A 16,558-nucleotide genomic window follows, 5' to 3' on the forward strand; every position below is an offset into this window, starting at 1 on the left:
ACCCGCTCAGGCCGCGCGGGCCTCTGCGATCGCCTTCTTCAGCCCCTTCTCATCCAGCACACCTGCGAACGTGGTCCAGCCGATGACGAAGGAAGGCGTACCTGCGAAGTTGAAGGCGAGCGCCTGGCTGTAGTTGCGGTCGAGCAGCCCCGAGATCTTGGTGCTGTGCTTGTTCACGGCGGCAGCAATTTCCTTCATCGTGAGGCCGGTGCTCGTGAGCGCCTTCTCCACGGCTTCTTCAGTCAGTTTGCCCGTCGTCTTCATCAGCGCCTCCATTGCAGGCTCGTACTTGCCGATCTGGGCGGCTCCGAGAACTGCCTGGGCAGCAAAGATCGAGGCACCGCCGAAGACGGGCCAGTCCTTCAGCACCAGCCGGACATTGCCGTCCTCGCGAACGACCTTCTCGAGCATGGGATGGATCTTCTTGCAGTAGGGGCACTGGTAATCGAAGAATTCGACGACCGTGACGTCCCCTTTGGGATTGCCGAGAACTGGTGCGTCCGGATCATGGAAGACGGTCTTTTCGGTGATCTCCTGGCCGAACGCCAGGCGCGGGAGGACGGCAGCCACTGCGGCAGTGCCCGCGGTGACGGCGAGCAGGTTTCTGCGGGTAATCATTCATACTTCTCCTTTTCGCGATTCTTCAGGTCCGAGCACGACGACCTTGGAGCCCTTCGGCACGCGGCGATGCAGGTCGATGATGTCGTGGTTCAGCAGCCGGATGCAGCCGGACGAGACCGACTTGCCGATGCTCCAGGGTTCATTGGTCCCGTGGATTCGATAGAGCGTGTCCTTGCCGCCCTGGTAGAGGTACAGGGCACGTGCTCCCAGAGGGTTCTTGATGCCACCCTCCAGGCCCGATGCTAAAGGGCCGTAGCGCTCCGGATTGCGCTTGATCATGTTCTGGGTGGGCACCCAGCCCGGCCACTGCGCCTTACGGGCGATATCGGCCTCGCCCTCGAATTCCATGCCGGCCTTGGCGACGCCGACGCCGTAGCGCATCGCCTTGCCACCCTCCATGACGAGGTAAAGAAAACGGGAGTGGGGATCGACCACGATAGTGCCTGCCGGATAGCCGGTCTTGTAGTCCACAACCTGGCGGACATTCTTCGGATCCATCTTGGAGACGTCGACGCCGGGGATGGTTTCGTCTCCATCCTTGATCGGCGCATACATACTGGCCAACGACGGGTCCGCTTTCGGGGCTTCGACCTTTGCGGGCTCCGCGGCGGTCTGCGCGCAGGCCGACAACCCCATGACGAAAAGCGAGGCGGTCAACGGTCGCCACAGATCGGCCGCTCGGGCAGGGATCATTCGGATATTCCTTCTTCAGATTTGAGTTCCTGGATCTTCTGCGCGAGAACCTCGCGGGAAATCTCGCCGAGGTGAGAGCCGGCCAGCGTGCCGTCGGCTGCTAAGAAGAGTGTTGCGGGCAGACCGACCGCCGAATAGTGGCGGCTGAGCAGAAGCTGCGGATCGAGCACCGCCTGCGGCAGATCGAGGTTCGCACTCCGGAGGTAGTCAGCGATCTTGGCCGCCTGCTCGCCCTGGTTTGCAAAGACGAAGTCGACATCGGCCATGTTGGCAGCGAGTTCCGCCATCATCGGCAGTTCGCGGCGGCAAGGCGGGCACCACGTCGCCCACAGGTTCAGAACCGTAGGACGACCGTTGGCACCGATCCCTCTTTCGGCACCATCAAGTGTCCGGAAGCTGGAGGTGACGGGCGCTAGCTGCGGGTCAGAATAGGTCAACGCCAGCGTCGCCGCTGTCGCAACCATGCCAGCGGCAAGGCTAGCCACGGCCCATCCGACAAGCTTTCGGCTCTTCAGGAACAGCAGGACCAGCACCACGGCGACGCCTGCGGCCCCTCCGCTCCAGGAGAACCCGCCTTGCCACACCGCAAGGATCCGCCAAGGCTCCGAAGCGAAGCTCCCGGCATGCTGCAGAACATGCCCCAGGCGCGCCGCCGCCAGTCCGACCAGAGCCGTCCAAGACGACCAGCGTCCGAGCCTGTCGTCGACCCGGTGGGCAAGAACGGACGCTGCAGCGAGAAACACGACCATGCCCACGATGGCAGCGAAGCGCTCGGCGTCGAACGCGAAGGGACCGAAGGAGACGGCGTTCATCGAAGGGCGCTCTTGGCTGCTGATGCAGACGTCGTAACGGTGTCTGCACTGATCTCTCCCACCAGCCTGCTGTCGGCAATCTCATCGTTGTTGCCGTCGAGGAACAGCATTGTCGGGGGCCCGACGACCTGAAGGTCCTTCATCAGCGACTGGTTGGCCTCGGTGATCTCACTGAGATCCACCGAGATCAGGCGGATGCCGTCCAGCGCGTTCACCACCGTCGGGTCCGGAAAAACGGATCGCTCGATCACCCGGCAGGTGACGCACCAGTCGGCCGTGAAGTAGACAAGCGAGGGGGTGTCTCCCGCGTCGGCTGCCAGCAGCGAGGACAGTTCGGAGGAGGAGGCAGCGAACTGGAAGGAATCCTTGTCAATCGCTTTCGTTGGTGTTGCGTCTCCGGAGCGCGCGACAGTGATGGGCGCGAGAGGCTTCAGAGGATCGGTTGCGCCCGAAAGGCCGCCAATCGCTAGCATGACGCCGTAGAGAGCGGCCAACATGCCAGCAGATTTGGCAAATCGTGCAGCGCTGCCGGCCTCAGGTCTCATCTGATCGAAGGCTCCGATGAAAACCCCGAAGGTGATCGCCAGGATAGACCACAACAGAAGACCAGTTCCGGCAGGCAGCAGACGGTCCACGAGCCAGACCGCGGTGGCGAGGAACAGGAAGCCGAAGACCTGCCGGACCCGTTCCATCCATTGTCCTGCACGCGGAAGCAGGCCCGACCCGAAGGTCCCCATCAGGATCAAGGGGATGCCCTTGCCGATGCCGAGCGCGAACAAGGCCGTCGCGCCGAGGACGACGTCTCCGGTCTGCGCAATGTAGAGAAGCGCGCCGGCGAGCGGAGCCGTAACGCAAGGTCCGATCACCAGAGCGGATGAGAATCCGAGCGCTGCCGAAGACGCCAGTGAACCTCCTGAATCGCGGCGTGGGGCGAGCCGGTTCCTGAGAAAGGAGGGAAGCTGGAGTTCGAATATCCCGAAGCTTGAAAGTGCCAGAGCCACGAAGATGGCTGCAACGACGAGTGTGGCAGCGGAAGACTGGAGCGCGATCTGGAAGCTCTGACCCCACCATGCAGCGACCACGCCGAAGAGACTGAAGGCAGCCGCCAAAGAAAGGACGTAGGTTGACGACAATACAAATCCACGTCCAGCCGACAGGCTCTCGCCCTCCCTCGAAAGGGTCGCGGCGAGGATAGGGTACATGGGAAACACGCATGGCGTGAAGGCCAGCAGGACGCCGAGCCCCATGAAGCCGGCGACCAGCAACAGCACTCCACCGCGATCGAGCAGAGATCCCACGAGTCCGTTGGAGGACTGGTCAGAGATACGGATTGCAGCCGTGTCGGCGGGTTCCGGCGCGGCTTTGGACACCAGAGGAAAGGCTGCCTGTGACTGAAGCGCAGTCTGAAGACCAGCCGGTTTTTTGCTGGCTACAGGCGTCAACGCAGCAGGGTCGAGATCGACCGTGGTCGGAGGATAGCAGAGACCGCCATCCTGGCAGCCCTGGTAGGTGACCTTGACGAAACCAGTGACCGGTCCGGCGATCGTTGCCGTAGCCGTCCCATAATAAACCTCGGTGCTTCCGTATCCGGGATCCTCCTTGATGACGCCCGGCGGGGTTGTCATTTCGAGAGGTCTGCCGTCGGCGTCTTTCACACTCAGGTATTCTCGGTAGAGATAGTAGCCGTCTTCAAGCTGCCATCTTAATGCGATGTCAGGACCGTCGTGTCCTGCCTCCATGCGAAAGGCCTGATCCATTGGAAGCGGCGGTTCGATAGCTGACGCCACCGCCGAGACGGCTAAGGCCACGATGAAAGATGAAACCGACAGGAAGAAACGCAAGGTCCGCTCCGTTGCTTGGGTTGGAGCGGCGGTCTCTCCTCCCAACCTTAAGGCAGCCTTAAGGTAGCCGGCGCAGGGAGGACGCGAAGTCAGATGAGGATGTGATGCGCCTGCTGGTCGTGGAAGATGACGAGATCCTGTTGGACGGCCTGAAGGTCGGGCTGCAGATGTGCGGCTTCACGGTCGACGCCGTGACATCGGTTGCCGATGCCGACGCTGCGATCGAGGCCGACAGATTTGATGCCGTCATCCTGGACCTGATGCTCCCGGACGGAACTGGCCTCGATGTACTGGCAAGGATGCGACGGTCCGGCGACCGCACCCCTGTTCTCCTGCTGACTGCGAAGGACGAAGTTGCCGATCGAATAGCAGGGCTGGACTCGGGAGCCGACGACTATCTCGGAAAACCTTTCGATCTCGACGAGGTCGCTGCCCGGCTCCGTGCCATCGTCCGTCGTGGACACGGCAGGGCCACAGGGCTTCTCGAATGGAAGGACGTGAGCCTCGACCCGGCGCGCATGTCCGCATCGCGTGACGGCATGGCGATCTCCCTCTCGCGGCGGGAGTTCGTCATCCTGCAGGCGCTGATGGAGACGCCCGGCGTCATCCTGTCCCGGTCTAATCTCGAGGAGAAGCTTTATGGATGGCAGGAGGAGATCGAGAGCAATACGGTGGAAGTTCACGTCCACAAGCTCCGATCCAAGCTGGGCGCGAGCTTCATCGAGACCGTTCGGGGCGCAGGCTATCGATTGAGGGCGGCACAATGAACTCCATACGGATCCGGCTGTTTGCAATCCTGATTGCCACGACCGGCGCGGTGTGGCTCTTCGCTGCCGCCTGGATCTATGCGAGCACGCAAGCCGAAGTCGAGCGCGTACTGGACGCGCGCCTGATGGAAGCGGCACGCATGGTGAGTTCGCTGATCACGGATCACCAGATCGATCCCTCCGCGGCAGCCAATGCGGCAACTGCCGATACTCCCCCTCCGCCATTTAAGGAAGCCGGCGGCGGCTATAGCCGTCAACTTTCCTGCCAGATCTGGTCGCTTCAGGGCAGCCTCGTCAGCCGCTCTGAAAGCGCGCCTGCAACCTCGCTGGCGAGCCATACAGATGGCTTCGAAGAAACGGAGATCGAAGGAGAACGGTGGCGGGTCTACGCCGTCGTCAATCCCACGCTTGGCGTCCGTGTGCTGGTCGGTGACAGTCTTGAGATCCGAGACCGGCTGATCGGCGACGTCATCAAGGGACTGCTTCTCCCCGGGATCGTCATTCTCCCCGTCCTGGCAGCGTTGATCTGGTTGAGCGTCGGGCGTGGCCTTGCTCCACTGACGCGTATTGCCGAAGGGCTTGCCGGCCGTTCTGCATCCGAACTCCACCCGGTGGATGCGGGATCGGTTCCGCGGGAGGTTCGGCCGGTCATCCGGGCGCTGAACAGCCTGTTCGGTCGCGTGGCTGAAGCGCGCGACCGCGAACGGAGCTTCACCGCCTATGCAGCGCATGAACTGAAGACGCCGCTCGCAGGTCTCAAGACCCAGGCGCAGGTGGCCCTTCGAACCGACGAACCGAGCGTCCAGCGTGACGCGCTGTCTCGCATCTCCACCAGCGTCGACCGAACCAGCCGGATGGTCAGGCAGCTTATCGATCTTGCCGCCGTAGATGCGTCGCAGGACGTCACGAGCGATGAGGAGGTCGATATCGCAGTCCTTGTCGGGGAAGTGGCCTGGGAGTTGGAGAACCAGCTCGCAGCGAACGACGTCCATGTGGCGATGGAACTTTCAGACCAGGCTCAGCCACCCACCGTCATCCGGGGCGACAGGATCCTTGTTCGTCTGGTCCTCCGCAATCTGCTTGAAAATGCCATCCAGCATTCCCCAAAGGCCGGCGAAGTCAGGTGCCGCGTCCTGGCGAGGACAAACGAAGTCTGCGTTGAAATCCTGGACCAGGGACCGGGAATTAAGCAGGAGGACGAAAAGCGCGTCACGGAACGCTTCTTCCGGGGATCAAAGGCGCATGGTCATGGTAGCGGGCTTGGATTGTCGATCGTCCAGATGGCGCTCGCCCGTCTAGGCGGAAGCCTGACCTTCGAGAGAGGTGCTCGCTGGTTTGTTGCGAGGGCGTCGTTTCCGATCTGAGCCCTTGGCGGCTGGCCCTGTCCTGTTGCGCTTATGGACCCCGTCTGACCCCGACGGCTCGTAGCGCAGCATCGAGCCTGTTGCCGCCCTTGGCGTCGAAGTCACCTCTGAGCGCTTTCAACGCATATCGCTCCTGGTTGATTTCCTCCGCCGTCCGAAACCCCATGCGGCGCAATACCGGCAGGGGCGGACACCAGCCTTGGATGGCGTGCTGGAACAGGAAGCCGGTTACGATTGCCGGCAATGCAGCCATCGTTTGTCTACTGTCGCCGCCAAAATGGTCCCTGTGAATGCCAAAGAGGAGGCATTTGCTTCGAGCGTCCGCTCGATGTCCCACTCCCGATCAAGTTCCGCGAGCCTCGCTGCGATCTGGTCGGGGTGGGCTTCGTAGTAGGCGAGCCTCTCTTCCATCTGCCAGCGAAGGCGGTTGTTGATCTCGTCGGATGTCTGGGCGCTGACCCGGTTCGCTGTCGTGGCCATGGTTTTGATCTCCTTTGCGCGGGAACCCCAGGGGAAGCACAAAGTTCCGTGACCGGCCTTGAAGGTAACTCACTATATAATATATTAGAACGTATAACGATATTTACGCGGAGCTAGTTATGCCTGTCACCAGTGTATCCGAGAAGCTTTCGGTCTCGTCTCAGCCAAGCGTCGAAGACATCCGTTCGCTGCGCGCGAACGGGTTCAAGACACTTATCAATAATCGCCCGGATGGCGAGGAGCCCGGACAGCCGGGAACCGAAGCCGAAGCGCAGGAAGCAAAGCACTGCAACCTGTCCTATGCGTTCATTCCAGTCACCGGAGCCACCATCACCGAGGCGGACGTGCGCGCCTTCCAGCGCGCGATCGATGAATCTGAGGGCCCCGTCTTCGCCCATTGCAAGACCGGCACCCGGTCGCTGAACCTCTATGTGATCGGAGAGGTCCTCGACGGCCGCCTGCGTGCCGACCAGGTCATGGACTTCGGACGTGAACGCGGCTTCGACACAAGGGGCGCTGCAGCCTGGCTGGAGAAGCAGGCCCCCCGCCGACCGCAGGTCAAGGGCTTCTTCGACAAGCGCACCTGGAGCGTCCAGTATGTCGTCTCCGATCCGGAGACGGGCAAGTGCGCCATTGTCGACCCGGTTCTCGACTTCGATGAGAAGGCAGGTGCGACGGCGACGCTCAATGCCGACGCCATCCTCGACTACGTCCGCGCCCAAGGACTGACGGTCGAGTGGATCCTGGACACCCATCCGCATGCCGACCACTTCTCGGCCGCCCAGTACCTGAAGGAGAAGACCGGCGCGCGCACCGCCATCGGCGAGCGCGTCGTGGACGTGCAGAAGCTGTGGAAGGGTATCTACAACTGGCCCGAGCTTGCCACCGACGGATCGCAATGGGACCAACTGTTCGCCCACGGCGATACGTTCAAGGTCGGGTCTATCGATGCGAAGGTGATGTTCTCGCCCGGACATACGCTCGCCTCCATCACCTATGTGATCGGCGACGCAGCCTTCGTCCACGACACGCTGTTCATGCCCGACAGCGGCACGGCGCGTGCCGACTTCCCCGGTGGTGATGCACGGGTGCTGTGGAGGTCGATACAGGACATCCTCGCGCTCCCGGACGAGACGCGGATCTTCACGGGCCACGACTATCAGCCGGATGATCGGGCGCCTCGGTGGGAAAGCACCGTGGCCGAGCAGAAGAAATCCAACCCGCATCTTGCCGGCGTGAGCGAGGAGGAGTTCGTCGCTCTCAGAACCAAGCGTGACAAGACGCTGCCTATGCCAAAGCTCATCCTGCATGCCCTGCAGGTGAACATCCGCGGCGGGCGTCTGCCGGAGCCGGAAGCCAACGGCAAGCGCTACCTCAAGTTCCCGCTCGATGCATTGCAGGGGGCGGCATGGGAATGAGCACCGACCTGAAGGCAATGTTGAAGGCAGGGCTTTCCCCGGTCGAAATGGCGAGCCGCGCCGAAGAGGTGGCAAACCTCCTCAAGACGCTGTCCCATCCGGCGCGGCTGATGATCGTCTGCACGCTGGTGGAGGGAGAATACTCGGTCGGCGAGCTTGAAGAGAAGCTCGATCTGCATCAGCCACATTTGTCGCAGCACCTCACGGTGCTGCGTGGCTCCGGCATCGTCGAGACACGGCGGGACGGCAAGCAGATCTTCTATTCCCTGACCGAGGAGAAGGCGGCCCAGCTGGTCGCCGCCCTCTATGACATCTTCTGCGTGAAGGACCACACATGAGCCAGTATCTCCCATCATTGACCGGCGGCATGCTGATCGGCCTGTCAGCGGTCATGCTGCTGCTCCTCAACGGCCGGATCGCCGGGATCAGCGGCATCGTCGGCCGTCTTGCCCAGGGTGTCGGCCTGACCACCAACCTGGCCTTCGTGCTCGGCCTGCTGCTCGGGCCATTGGCCTACCTCGTCATGTTCGATGGTTGGCCAGAGGTCGAGATCACTGCAGGCTGGCCGCTGATCATCGTCGCCGGGTTGCTGGTAGGATTCGGCTCGCGGATGGGATCCGGCTGCACCAGCGGGCATGGCGTCCTCGGGCTGGCCCGCCTGTCGCCGCGCTCGATGGTGGCTGTCGCCACCTTCCTGACAGCCGGCGTGGTTGCCGTTACCCTTCTGCGAGGTCTTGGATCATGAACCGGAATATCTACCAGTTCGCTGCCGCGCTCGCATCAGGCATCGTCTTCGGTTTCGGCCTGTCCCTCTCCGGGATGCTGAACCCGGCACGCGTCCAAGGCTTCCTCGACATCTTCGGCACGTGGGATCCAAGTCTTGCCTTTGTTCTCGGCGGTGCCGTCGTCGTCGCCTTCATCGGTGTTCAGGTGATGAAGCGGATGCGACACCCGGCCTTCGGCGACAGCTTCCATGTCCCGACCAATCGGCAGATCGACCCGCCGCTCATCATCGGATCCGCCCTGTTCGGCCTCGGCTGGGGGATCGGTGGCTTTTGTCCCGGCCCGGCGGTCGCGTCGCTGCCCATCGGCATCCCCCAGACGGTACTGTTCGTCATCGCCATGCTGGTGGGCATGACCTTGCACGACCGAGTATGGAGCAGACGGACGTGACCACCTCAATTCTTGCGGCAGTCGGCTCCGGCGGGATCGTCGGCTTCATGCTCGGCCTGCTCGGCGGCGGTGGGTCGATCCTGGCGACGCCGCTCCTCCTCTACGTCGTCGGCGTCACGCAGCCGCATGTTGCCATTGGAACGGGCGCGCTTGCGGTTGCCGTGAACGCCTTTGCCAACTTTGTGAGCCACGCGATCAAGGGGCATGTCTGGTGGCGGTGCGCGGCCGTCTTCTCCGCGCTTGGCGTGGTTGGCGCGCTTGCCGGCTCAAGCCTCGGCAAGGCGATGGACGGAGACCGACTGATCTTCCTGTTCGGCATCCTGATGGTGGTTGTGGGCGCTCTGATGCTCAAGCCCAGGAAGGCAGTTGCGGTCGAATGCCGTCCTGTCGACCTCCGGATGTGCCTCGCCACCGCGGCCGTCGCATTGGCCGCGGGCGCGGCATCCGGCTTCTTCGGCATCGGCGGAGGCTTCCTGATCGTTCCCGGCCTGATGCTGGCGACCGGCATGCCGATGATCAACGCGATCGGTACCTCGCTCCTCTCCGTCGGCGTGTTCGGGCTGGCGACCGCCTTGAACTACGCCAGCTCCGGTCTGGTGGATTGGTGGCTTGCCGCCGAGTTCATTGGTGGTGGCATCATCGGCGGCGTGCTCGGAATGCTCCTCGCCACACGCCTCAGCGCCTACAAGAACATCCTCAACCGCCTGTTTGCCGCGCTGATCTTCGTGGTCGCAGCCTACATCCTCTATCGCAACTGGGGGACGTCGATGATTGGCTGAGGGCGGCCAATCTCAATGTGGCGACCTCCTGGCGCCTCATAGCGGTGCCGGCGCCGAGTGAACGTCTATTCAGGACGCCGTTAACAAAGCGACACTTACTCGGACAGAAGCAAGGACCGGCGCTGCCACATGCACAGGGGCCGCTCCTTAAGGCTGCCTTAAGGTGAGCAGGTCAAGCGACAGCTTTTGAAGGAACTCCAATGCGCCTCTTCATTGTCACCAATCTCAGACCCACCCTGATGCTGTTCACAGCGCTGCTGTTCGGTTCTGCACCACAGATCGCCGCAGCCGAGGATGTCCCGCAGCCCCAAGAGTATCCCCGGATCCTGAAGGCGATCGAGCAGCAGGGACTGACAATCCTTGGAGAGATGAAGGTGCCAGGCGGTCTGAGAGCATTCGCCGCAAAAGCTGGCGCTCAACCTCTGGCACTTTACCTCACCCCGGATGGCGAACATGTGGTCGTTGGCACACTTGTCGACGCAGCAGGACAGGACATGGCGGAGACCCAACTCAAGGAGATGGTAGAAGCGCCGATCTCGGAAGAGGGCTGGCAAAAGCTTGAGCGATCCACATGGGTGAAGGACGGAAGCCCAAACGCGCCAAGGATCGTCTACGTGTTTACCGATCCAAACTGTCCCTACTGCCACCAATTCTGGAAGTCTGCCAGACCATGGGTCGAAGCGGGCAAGGTGCAGTTGCGGCATGTCATGGTCGGCGTGATCAGACAGGATTCGCCTGCCAAGGCGGCTGCCATTCTTGAGGCTAAGTCTCCTGAGGAGGCATTGGCCGAAAACGAACACAAGTACGAGGACGGCGGCATCGCCCCTTTGGAAACGGTCAGCCCCGCAATGGCGGAAAAGCTTGAGCACAATGCCACCCTGATGACCGAGCTTGGCTTTTCCGGCACCCCTGCGATTGTCTTCAGGAAGGCAGATGGTAGCATCGGACAGATGGCTGGTCTGCCTCAGGATGCCGCGCTCGAGATGATCTTGGGTTCGAGATAGCTTAACCCGCTCCGCTCTTCTATGTCTGCAATGGGCCGATAGGGGACGTCGATCGCCAGCATTGTTCCAGAAGCGGACCTAGCCGATCACATCGAATGACAGGCGGAAAGCAAACCTTCCCTCGCAGCGGGGGGCCTACAGTGACATGATCTTAACGTCCGGTCGTTACATTTCCAGTTCCTGAAATGACAATACCCTGGAGCCTGAAATGTTTGCCAACCTGCGCATATCGCGCAAGCTTCTGATCGCCTTCTCGACGATCACCACAGTCGTACTGCTGTTTTCCGCGGTGGTGCTTATATCGTTAACCCATATTAGCAGAACCACGAGTGAGAACGCGCAGACTCAGAAAACAGTAGAGATTGCAAACATTATACTGTCGACCCTTGTGGAGACTCAGAATGCGATGCGCGGATACGCGGCGAGTGCTGACAAGGCCTTCGTCGGGCGTATCGACGAATACCGGAACTCGATCCCTCCCATGCTGTCGGAACTCGAACGTGCTCTTCCTCCCGAAGTCCGCAACAATGTTCTGTCACCTCTGCGAGGTGCCATTGATACCTTCAACAAGGAACTCTCCGACACCGTCTCGGCCGTCTCAGACCCTGCCCTGCTCGATGCTACAAGGGCCAACATCGCGAAGACAGCCCGTCTAACTCAGACCAGGGCGATACTAACTAAGTTCGTTGAAGACGCCGAGAAGGTCGCTGCCGAACGGGCGCTCCTTGCCGAGGCCTCTTTCACCACTGGCATGACCACGCTGCTGGCAGGCGGAACCGTCACCGCCATCATAGCTATTGCCTTTGGTGTTATCCTGGCAAGATCAGTCGCCACTCCTGTGATCGCGATGACAAACGCGATGACAAAGTTGGCCGCCGGGGACACGAATCTCACAGTACCCGCCGCCGGCAGGGCAGACGAAATCGGAAAGATGGCCGACGCGGTCGAGGTCTTTCGTCAAAACGCTGCAGAAAACCGCCGACTTGAGCAGGAGGCCAATGCCCAGCGCTCGCAGTCGGAAGAGCAGCGCCGCCGCACGGCCGAGCAGGAGCGCATCCGCGCCGAAGCCATGGCACAGGCAACCACGGGCTTGGCCGACGGGCTGAAGCAGCTTTCCGCCGGCAATCTCGGCGTCCAGCTGACGCAGTCCTTCGCCGAGGAATTCGAAGGCCTGCGCGAAGACTTCAACCGCTCGGTCATGCAGCTTCGCGAAACCATGACGGCGGTGGCGGAATCCACCAGCTCGATCGACAGCGGCTCGCGCGAGATCAGCCAGAGTGCGGAAGACCTGTCGAAGCGCACCGAACAGCAGGCCGCCTCGCTGGAAGAGACCGCCGCAGCGCTCGACCAGATCACCACCAATGTCGCCAACTCCTCCAAGCGTGCCGAAGAGGCCCGCGCGGTAGCTATCCAGGCGAATGAAAACGCCCGCCATTCCGGCGCAGTGGTTGCCAATGCCGTCGATGCCATGGGCAAGATCGAGCAGTCGTCGAACCAAATTTCCTCGATCATCGGCGTGATTGACGATATCGCCTTCCAGACGAACCTGCTGGCGCTCAACGCGGGCGTGGAAGCGGCACGCGCCGGTGAAGCCGGCAAGGGCTTTGCCGTCGTCGCCCAGGAAGTGCGCGAACTGGCCCAGCGTTCGGCCACCGCTGCCAAGGAAATCAAGGACCTGATCCGCAACTCCTCTGCCGAGGTCGGCAACGGCGTGAAGCTGGTCAGCGACACCGGCGAAGCGCTGAAGACGATCGAGAGCTATATCGTCACGATCAACCAGCATATGGACGCGATCGCCACTTCGGCGCGAGAACAGTCGGTCGGATTGTCGGAGGTCAACACCGCCGTCAACCAGATGGACCAGGTGACCCAGCAGAACGCCGCCATGGTGGAAGAGGCCAATGCGGCCGGAGCAACCCTCGCCAACGAGGCAAGCCGCCTGCGCGGCCTGATCGGCCAGTTCCAGCTCGGCGGCGCGGCAACCTACCAGCCGATGCTGCGAAACACGACAGCGACCGCAAGCATGGCATCGTCAGCTTCACCCGCCCGTGGCATGGTCAACAAGATCGCTCGGACGTTCGCCGGCAAGGGCTCCGCCGCCGTCGCCGTCAGCACCGAAAGCTGGGAGGAGTTTTAAGGCAGGACATGACTGAGACTGAGGCGGAAGCTGCAGTCGCTTCCGCCGCGGCCCTCCTGGCTGAGTTGTGAACGTTCGGAGAACCTCCGAGCATCGGCACCGTCTTCAAGACGCCAGCTCCCTTCGAGACGGTGAGCCGCATCATGCAAAGATGGAGCGGAAACTCCGAAACTCAAAGACTCTCCGTCTGGCAAGACCGGCAGCTGCGGTGTCTGCTCTGGGCCGAGTAGCGACGAGATGTGCTATCATCCGCTGCCTGATGGAGGTGACGCGGCGGGAGGAGTGGCGGAGAACTCGTCATGGATATTATCTCGCTGCGTCCCCGCCGCCCCTGGAACAAGGGTATCCTGGTCGGTCAGAAGCGCCCACTTCAGCCAAAGAATGTGTGGTCGATCCGCGTTCGACTGGAAATGTGCGGAGCCATCAGAGAGCTGGCGCTCTTCAATCTCGCCATCGACAGCAAGCTTCGCGCCTGCGACCTCGTAAGACTGAGGGTCGAAGACCTGTGGTCTGGTAGCATGGTCAGGGATCGAGCCACCATCATCCAGAAGAAGACAAAGCGGCCCGTACAGTTCGAAGTGACCGAGCAGACGAAAGCTGCACTTGCAGCATGGCTCCCATTCGTCCGACGGAGCGGCGGTAGCTATCTATTCCCAAGCCGCCGCAAGACGTCGCAGCATCTGTCGACGAGGCAGTATGCGCGGATTGTCCACCGATGGGTCGAGTCTATCGGGCTCGACACCAGCGCCTATGGCACTCACTCTATGAGGCGAACCAAGGCAGCGCAGATTTACAAGAAGACGGGTAACCTGCGAGCTGTCCAGATACTGCTCGGTCACACAAAGCTCGAAAGCACGGTTCGCTACCTTGGCGTCGAGGTAGATGACGCCCTGAGAATCGCGGAGCAGATTGAGCTGTAGGTTCGTGACCATCGGCGGCTTGCCGATGGTCCCTCTCGCGCCAGAAGCGGTCATTGGCTTGTGGCGTTCCACTCTCCGAACAGGGGCCGTCAGCAGACCGTACGCTGATAGGGACCACCAACGCGAGATGCGGACACTCGAGGCGGGTGCAGAGAAGGCGGATCGTGCGCGAGCCATTGAGCGCCAACGCGCTCGCTCGCTGTCAGAGAAATCTCTAGGCGCGGTTCACCTCCACCTTTACAGGATTGCCGCCTGCGAAGAACAAATCAATGGTGACTTTAAGCTTGAGGCACGACGACACTGAACTTCTCGACACGAAGTCGATTGATCGCGCTCTCTTGCCCAATCCTCTGTAGGGCTGACACGGCCTTCGCGGAAATGCTCTTCATCCTCTCGTCTGCGTTTCCGATGTTTCGGAAGTAGGTCAGTCCATAGACGACCAGGCGCAGTTCCTCGTCTTTTGCTGCTTTCATGGCGGCATAGAAATCGTCGGCACTATGCTTGTCGATGAATTCAAGGGTGTCCTCGCTCCATCCCCTGTCTCTCACGATAGCGGTCGCGACACCCTTCAGAGTTCTGTCGTCAGCGAACGTACCAGCTTTGGCAGCGAAAGCCGCGATCACATCTGGATCCTCGATATTGAAGCGCGGCGAAACAGGATCTCCCACCCAGAAGTCCTTTCCGTCATCTCGGCTGTCAACGTAGTCCTTAATGAGATCGTCGAGGCCGTCGCCATGACCGAGTTTCTTCAGGGTAGCGATCGAAGCGGAAAGATTCGCAGGACTGATTGCTGCGGCGTTGTCCCTGATCGACTGCTTCAGCTCCGTGGCGAAGGCATCTGCATTGTCATCGAAAGATCCATGGTAGATGTCCCACACCTTGCTGAACGCGGCATCCTGGTCCTTGAGTTCGAGCCTTCCGGTAAGCGCGTCGGCTTCCCGCCGCAGGGAAACTTCATCGTAAAAGCCGCTGCGGATGCAATCGAAGACGACGAGATCAAGTCCGTCCGCTGTGAGGAACTCATATCGCTTCAGAAGCTCGGAATGCTGGATCTCCTCTGGAGTTCGCTCCCCTTCGTCACCGAAGAAGTCGGCATAAGGGCGATGCTTCAGGATGGCATCGATCGGTGGTGCTTCGGTGGGCTGGTAGATCGCGAAGCCGAACAGGCACGCGCTATGAAAGGTCTGCTTGATGATGCGCTCGTCATAGCCCTCCAAAACCTCTTCCAGCCGACCGCATATTCTAAGGAGCTTGAAGATTGTTCGGATATTAGTGATTTCGAGCTTCGCCGCATAATCTGCGACCATCTGGGTGAGGAGGGTCGTTCGATCCGGGACAGCTATGGCAACCGCCTCGCTCGCCGTCGGAGCGAATGTCAGATTGATATCGATTACCTTTTCCAGTTGAACGCGGAAGTTCTCGGCATTCTGCTCTTCCAATGCCTCACTGTTCAACAGCAGCACCACCTTACAATTCTTCTTCTCTTTGAGGAAGGTGATCAGCCCCAGCACATCCTTCAGGTCGAGGCTGTCGCTCATGCGCTCAAGATCGTCGAAGCATACAATCTGGTTTCGCACGTCGAGGAATCCGGCTTCAACCAATCCTCCGTAGTCGGCAACAACGGGGATGCCACGGATCATTCCGATCCCTGCACGCCACTTGGACGACAGTTGCGCCAAACGTTCGGATACGCTGCTGAAGGTCGCTTCCAGCCTCTCCTTCTCGCTGAAAGCTGCAGCTTCGACCGTGTTCTCGAAAACTGATCTGCGAACATCACTTAGGGTCTCAAGGCCGAACAACGAGACGTAGGCATAGCGCGGCGGCCTTACCGTGGCATCCTTGAATGCAGCAGTTAGCAAGGTGTCCCAAGTATGGGTCTTGCCAACGCCCCACTTGCCGCTCAAACAAAGCGCAAGTTTATCCTCCGCCTTGAGAAATCGACGGATTTCATTCTTCACTTGCTCCGTGCTCATGCTTCAATCCCGCAGCCGTCTTACTGCCGAAGGTTGTAAGTCATGTTGATGTTCCTGGCGAGACTACTGGATCATATGTATCTCGCGCTTGAGCATATCCCGAAGGGCAGCGTCCATGATGCCCGCTTTGGCCTGGCTGCAGGAATGTCTGGTTTCAGAAACGGGCCAGAAATACCTGAACGACCAGAGTGAAGGCGCGTAGCTGCTCCTTGCGATTGGGCCGCCAATGACCGCAATGGGCCGGTTGCCGTCATGTCTCAGGGCGTCCTTCCGCGCCGGAAGCGGACATCAGTGCCTTGGGTTGGTTGACGCCCTGCTGGACGCACAAGTTGGCCGCATCAGCGACTGTCGCCATATCTGCATATGTGCGGATTTGATGAGACAACCTGTATCGCCAGCCTCGGCAACTCCGACTGCCGATGGACGCCTGTCTTCGAGAAGATGTTTCCCAGGTGGCTCTTCGCCGTATTGGCGGAAACGCCGAGCGATCGTGCAGCCGGTGGCGTCGCCTTAACCTGACGTAGGACGCAATCATTTCTTTGTCCTGAATTTCAGGCTTGGATCGGCAACGCGATC

General features: G+C 60.8%; 15 protein-coding genes and 1 pseudogene. 10 read left to right on the forward strand and 6 right to left on the reverse strand.

Annotation, left to right across the window (positions count from 1 at the left end):
- Positions 1 to 6: 6 nt before the first annotated feature.
- The 4 genes from FN060_RS19445 to dsbD are packed head-to-tail and all read right to left on the reverse strand — an operon-like array spanning position 7 to position 3,967.
- Positions 7 to 618 (reverse strand): DsbA family protein, encoded by a 612-nt coding sequence (locus FN060_RS19445; protein WP_142589659.1) that lies wholly within the window; start codon positions 616 to 618, stop codon positions 7 to 9.
- Complete coding sequence (locus tag FN060_RS19450) at positions 619 to 1,314, reverse strand: L,D-transpeptidase (protein ID WP_097142929.1); 696 nt, start codon at positions 1,312 to 1,314, stop codon at positions 619 to 621.
- Positions 1,311 to 2,126: a TlpA disulfide reductase family protein gene (locus FN060_RS19455; RefSeq protein ID WP_077549658.1), complete on the reverse strand. Its 816-nt coding sequence runs from the start codon at positions 2,124 to 2,126 to the stop codon at positions 1,311 to 1,313. Before FN060_RS19455 ends, FN060_RS19450 begins: the two co-directional genes overlap by 4 nt.
- The gene (gene dsbD, locus FN060_RS19460; protein ID WP_210310812.1) at positions 2,123 to 3,967 is read right to left on the reverse strand and encodes a protein-disulfide reductase DsbD; all 1,845 of its coding nucleotides are present in this window, start codon (positions 3,965 to 3,967) and stop codon (positions 2,123 to 2,125) included. The genes FN060_RS19455 and dsbD overlap by 4 nt, the downstream gene beginning before the upstream one ends.
- Before the next feature lie 104 nt (positions 3,968 to 4,071).
- Between dsbD and FN060_RS19465 the strand changes: the two genes are divergently transcribed.
- Complete coding sequence (locus FN060_RS19465; RefSeq protein ID WP_077549657.1) at positions 4,072 to 4,734, forward strand: response regulator; 663 nt, start codon at positions 4,072 to 4,074, stop codon at positions 4,732 to 4,734.
- Complete coding sequence (locus FN060_RS19470; protein WP_077549656.1) at positions 4,731 to 6,098, forward strand: ATP-binding protein; 1,368 nt, start codon at positions 4,731 to 4,733, stop codon at positions 6,096 to 6,098. Before FN060_RS19465 ends, FN060_RS19470 begins: the two co-directional genes overlap by 4 nt.
- 31 nt (positions 6,099 to 6,129) lie before the next feature.
- Here the strand turns inward: FN060_RS19470 and FN060_RS19475 are convergent.
- Positions 6,130 to 6,578 (reverse strand): annotated as a pseudogene (locus tag FN060_RS19475) (hypothetical protein).
- A gap of 119 nt (positions 6,579 to 6,697) precedes the next feature.
- On the opposite strand from FN060_RS19475, the gene blh reads away from it, so the two are divergent.
- The 8 genes from blh (at position 6,698) to FN060_RS19515 (ending at position 14,009) form a co-directional block, all read left to right on the forward strand.
- The gene (gene blh, locus FN060_RS19480; RefSeq protein ID WP_109707831.1) at positions 6,698 to 7,996 is read left to right on the forward strand and encodes a bifunctional sulfur transferase/dioxygenase Blh; all 1,299 of its coding nucleotides are present in this window, start codon (positions 6,698 to 6,700) and stop codon (positions 7,994 to 7,996) included.
- Positions 7,987 to 8,334, forward strand: coding sequence for a sulfite-sensing transcriptional repressor BigR (bigR, locus tag FN060_RS19485; RefSeq protein ID WP_097142925.1), 348 nt, complete (start codon positions 7,987 to 7,989; stop codon positions 8,332 to 8,334). Before blh ends, bigR begins: the two co-directional genes overlap by 10 nt.
- Positions 8,331 to 8,741 carry a YeeE/YedE family protein gene (locus FN060_RS19490; RefSeq protein WP_077549654.1) on the forward strand — a complete coding sequence of 137 codons (411 nt, stop codon included), beginning with the start codon at positions 8,331 to 8,333 and terminating at the stop codon, positions 8,739 to 8,741. The genes bigR and FN060_RS19490 overlap by 4 nt, the downstream gene beginning before the upstream one ends.
- The gene (locus tag FN060_RS19495) at positions 8,738 to 9,169 is read left to right on the forward strand and encodes a YeeE/YedE family protein (RefSeq protein WP_077549653.1); all 432 of its coding nucleotides are present in this window, start codon (positions 8,738 to 8,740) and stop codon (positions 9,167 to 9,169) included. The genes FN060_RS19490 and FN060_RS19495 overlap by 4 nt, the downstream gene beginning before the upstream one ends.
- Entirely contained in the window at positions 9,151 to 9,948 is a 798-nt protein-coding gene (locus FN060_RS19500; protein ID WP_077549652.1) for a sulfite exporter TauE/SafE family protein, read from the forward strand. Before FN060_RS19495 ends, FN060_RS19500 begins: the two co-directional genes overlap by 19 nt.
- A 200-nt stretch (positions 9,949 to 10,148) precedes the next feature.
- Complete coding sequence (gene dsbG, locus FN060_RS19505; protein WP_077549651.1) at positions 10,149 to 10,952, forward strand: thiol:disulfide interchange protein DsbG; 804 nt, start codon at positions 10,149 to 10,151, stop codon at positions 10,950 to 10,952.
- A 208-nt stretch (positions 10,953 to 11,160) separates the two neighbouring features.
- On the forward strand, positions 11,161 to 13,089 hold the full coding sequence (locus tag FN060_RS19510; protein ID WP_142589661.1) for a methyl-accepting chemotaxis protein: 1,929 nt from the start codon (positions 11,161 to 11,163) through the stop codon (positions 13,087 to 13,089).
- A gap of 299 nt (positions 13,090 to 13,388) precedes the next feature.
- A complete protein-coding gene (locus FN060_RS19515) occupies positions 13,389 to 14,009 on the forward strand; it encodes a tyrosine-type recombinase/integrase (protein ID WP_142589662.1) in 621 nt (206 codons plus the stop codon).
- 278 nt (positions 14,010 to 14,287) lie between these two features.
- Here FN060_RS19515 and FN060_RS19520 read toward each other — a convergent pair whose 3' ends face one another.
- Positions 14,288 to 15,982: a P-loop NTPase fold protein gene (locus tag FN060_RS19520; RefSeq protein WP_183950047.1), complete on the reverse strand. Its 1,695-nt coding sequence runs from the start codon at positions 15,980 to 15,982 to the stop codon at positions 14,288 to 14,290.
- Positions 15,983 to 16,558 lie beyond the last annotated feature (576 nt).

The organism is Pseudorhizobium halotolerans (assembly GCF_902153235.2).
Classification (GTDB): Bacteria; Pseudomonadota; Alphaproteobacteria; order Rhizobiales; family Rhizobiaceae; genus Neorhizobium; species Neorhizobium flavum.